The sequence below is a fragment of the uncultured Paraglaciecola sp. genome (assembly GCF_937123705.1).
Classification (GTDB): domain Bacteria; phylum Pseudomonadota; class Gammaproteobacteria; order Enterobacterales; family Alteromonadaceae; genus Paraglaciecola.
The window spans coordinates 1-3,770 of record NZ_CAKZKO010000093.1 but is presented as its reverse complement, the minus strand read 5'-3'; the positions used below and the strand labels follow the sequence as shown (position 1 = coordinate 3,770).

The 3,770-nt window shown below is 45.4% G+C and carries 3 protein-coding genes and 1 pseudogene; all 4 read right to left on the bottom strand.

Annotation, left to right across the window (positions count from 1 at the left end; translation table 11 throughout):
* A pseudogene (locus Q0688_RS12660) lies at window positions 1–422 on the bottom strand (hypothetical protein); the annotation flags it as partial.
* A gap of 26 nt (window positions 423–448) precedes the next feature.
* Window positions 449–1,654: a mandelate racemase/muconate lactonizing enzyme family protein gene (locus Q0688_RS12655; protein ID WP_299077058.1), complete on the bottom strand. Its 1,206-nt coding sequence runs from the start codon at window positions 1,652–1,654 to the stop codon at window positions 449–451.
* A gap of 21 nt (window positions 1,655–1,675) precedes the next feature.
* Window positions 1,676–3,100, bottom strand: coding sequence for an aldehyde dehydrogenase family protein (locus Q0688_RS12650; protein WP_299077055.1), 1,425 nt, complete (start codon window positions 3,098–3,100; stop codon window positions 1,676–1,678).
* A gap of 28 nt (window positions 3,101–3,128) precedes the next feature.
* Window positions 3,129–3,770: TIM-barrel domain-containing protein (locus tag Q0688_RS12645; RefSeq protein WP_299077052.1), on the bottom strand; the 642-nt coding region annotated here is incomplete at its 5' end.

Sequence of the window (3,770 nt, the reverse complement as noted above, 5' to 3'; positions counted from 1 at the left end):
GCCAGTCCAGAAACACCCATCATTTTGTCATTCATGGCATAGTAAGGCTCTAGGGTTTCATAACTTATAGGCCAATCATCTGCCACGCCGTCGAGGGTTTTCACCTTAAAATCAGAAGGATGGAACCGTGGAAAGTGGGCCGCATATAAAATGGTACCGCCACCAACACCATTAAAATTCATGGCAGCTATATCTGAATCATCACAGTTAATAGGATAATCAGCCTTACCTTTACGAATATTTGGATTACTGCCAAAATCCGGCCGTGACTGCCAATCTTTGCCCATCGCAGGGTAGGTAAGATGGTTAACCCAATCACCCTGCTCTAGGCACACGATATGCATTTTTGTATCGGCTAAACTCCACGCAAAAGCTGCGGCCGAGGCACCCGCACCAATAATCACAACATCGACTTGATCCACTATTATTCTCCTACTGTAGGCAAAGGCTATAAATTGAAATCAGACAATTTGCCTCGATGTTTTTCGAGGGCATCTTCGTCCAAATCAAGGCCAATACCTGGGCGATCTGTTACCACAAAATCACCTTTATCCCAAATAATGGGCTCTTTAGTGATTTCGTTGAAAAAGCCATCCCCCTTACCAATGCTTTCCTGAATTAAAAAGTTAGGAATATTGGCATCAATCTGAATAGCAGCAGCAGTAATAATGGGGCCTCCCCACACATGAGGTGCCATCAACACATAGTAGTTTTGTGCCAAAGTTGCGATTTGTTTAGTGGCGGTAATACCACCCGCGCTGCCTAAATCCGGCTGGGCAAATGCACAGGCGCTTTGTTCGAATAACAATTGAAATTCGTGCTGGGTCACTAAACGCTCACCCGAAGCAACCGGAATAGTAGTTGCGTGGGCCACTCTGCCCATTTCTTTATAATTCTCTGGTGGACAAGGCTCTTCTAACCACAACGGATCATACTGCTCTACCCGTGCGGCTAAACGAATCGCCGCCGATGGGGTAATTTGTCCATGGGTACCAATCAAGATATCGGCACGCTCACCTACTGCTTCGCGCACGGCTTTAACAGCTCGCTCTGCGTGACCTAATTCAGCTTGGGTTAGTTCATAAGGTTTTTGTATTTGCAGGTGATCTTTGCCTTGGGGGATAGGGTCAAATTTTAAACCGGTAAAGCCTTCATCAACCAAATTCGCGGCCATTTCTGCAACGCGCTCTGGATCGCTCACCCATGCTCTGGCTGTATCCAGTAAGCTGGCGTCTTTATCGGACTCATAGATATAGGTATCACTGCGCACTCGGTCGCGCATTTTGCCGCCTAGCAGATTGTAAACTGGGGTTTTATAGTGTTTACCGGCAATATCCCAAATAGCGGTATCAAATGCGCTAATTACGCCTAACATAAAATAATCAGGATGAGCGTGAGTCAAATGGGAATACATCTTGTGGTACAGATATTCGCGATTTAAAGCATCTTCACCTTTTAAATACATATCGAAGATATTTTTAACTAGGGCTTCATAGCCGTCTTCTAAACCTGAAAGTACCGAAAGGATCGCGGTTTCACCCCAGCCTTCAAGGCCATCGTCGGTTTCTAATTTAACAAAATAAAAGAGTCGACCACCTTTATGTGGAGGAGCAGTTTTGACTACAAAAGTTTTAACATTGGTTAGTTTTGGCATGATGTTCTCTCTAATGTAAATTTATAGCAAACCGGTGACGGCTTTGGTCTCTAGGAACTCGGCAAATCCATGGGCGCCTCTTTCTCGACCATTGCCCGATTGTTTATAGCCACCAAAAGGTGTGTTGGCATCACCCATTTGGCCATTAATATTGATATTGCCAGCACGGATCCTTGAGGCAATAAAAGCCAATCTTTTGGGATCTTTACCTTGGATGTAACCTGCTAAACCGAAGTCGTTGTCGTTGGCGATATCGATGGCTTCTTGGTCACTGCTGTAAGGAATAAGCGCAAGCACAGGGCCAAATATTTCTTCTCTGGCAATGCTCATTTGATTGTTTACGTCTGAAAATACCGTAGGTTTAACAAAATACCCTTGTTCAATACCTTCAGGCTTCCCTAAGCCACCACACACCACTGTGGCACCTGCATCGATGCCTTGTTTGATCATGGTTTGAATTTTGTCGAATTGTAGTTGGCTGACAACTGGCCCTACTGCCGTGTCTTCTTTGCTTGGATCACCAATAGTTAAGCTAGCAGCGGTTTGAGCGGCTATCTCAGCCGCTTGAGCTAATTTGTCGGCTGGCACTAACATCCGGGTTCCGGCATTACAGGATTGTCCTGAATTGAGAAACACATTCATGGCACCTTGCGCTACGGCTGCCGCTAAATCGGCATCATCAAGAATAATATTGGCAGACTTACCGCCTAACTCTTGGCTAACACGTTTAACTGTAGGCGCCGCATTTTGTGCTACCAAAGTGCCAGCCCGAGTCGAGCCTGTAAAAGACACCATATCAATTTGCGAGTGACTGGCTAGCAAAGTGCCCACTCCGGCGCCATCTCCGTTGACCATATTAAATACACCAGCTGGTACACCGGCTTTATGGATGATTTCTGCCAACACATGACTTGAAAGTGGTGCGATTTCTGATGGTTTTAGTACAACTGTGCAGCCAGTTGCCAAGGCTGGTGCAACTTTGCACACCACTTGATTCATTGGCCAATTCCAAGGAGTAATTAAACCGCACACACCGATTGGTTCTTTGAACACTTGGCTATTGCCGGCTTTTTCTTCAAAGCTAAAATCTTTCAGCACTTGTAAAGCCGTTTCAAAGTGCACTAAACCTGCTGCCGCTTGGGCTTTCATCGACAAAGAAATAGGTGCGCCCATTTCTTCACTGATGGCGTTCGCCATATCGTTATAACGTACTTTGTATTCGGCAATAATATTTTCAAGCAGGGTTATCCGCGCTCCTTTGCTCGATACACTGTAACTGGCAAATGCTTGGGTAGCGGCTGCGGTAGCGGCATTTACATCAGCTTTGTCGCCCAATGTTATTTGCGCGCAGACTTGTTCGGTTGCAGGGTTGATCACATCCAAAGTGTTGTCACTTGAAGGGTTAACCCACTGGCCATTAATGTAAAATTGTTTGCAATCTTTCATAAGTTTTATGTCTCGAATGTTTGTAAAATTACAGCGCGTTAATCACGCCATTTTTCATCAAGTTTTTAGTGAACTGCATACCGGTTTTAGAGCCTTGGCGATATAAAACGGCAGGTGTACCAATGGGTGCAGGTACGCTGATTTTTTGCTCAGCACCGCTACTGCGATACACTTTTCCAGTGAAGGCATGCGCCCATTTACCTTTTGGAAGCTGAATAGTCACGCTATCCACACCTGGGTCTAGCACAGGCGCAAACCATAATTCACTGCCAATTAAATATTGCTGATATGTAAGGGATAAAAAGCTTGGCTCTTGGGGATAATGTAAATACGGATGCCTAACCACAGGCCAGCCTTTGGTTGCGGCCTCTGCCACTAAAGTGCGTCTATATTCGTGCCACGCGTTATACACATTAGACAGTCGCGCAAAATGTTTCAGGGTTTCAGGATCGGAATCGAACTGATGACTCCAGTCTGGAAGAATGCCTTCATGGGTGCGAAAAATAACTTGAAACGCCCCAAGCTCAATCCAGCGCATTAACAATTCTTTGGTTCGCTTGACGCTATATTTACCTTCATCAAACGAAAAATATCCGCCCACATCACTATGATTAAATGAATACCCTGCCAAACCACTGGTTAAAAGTGCGGTGACTGCGGTTTTGATACC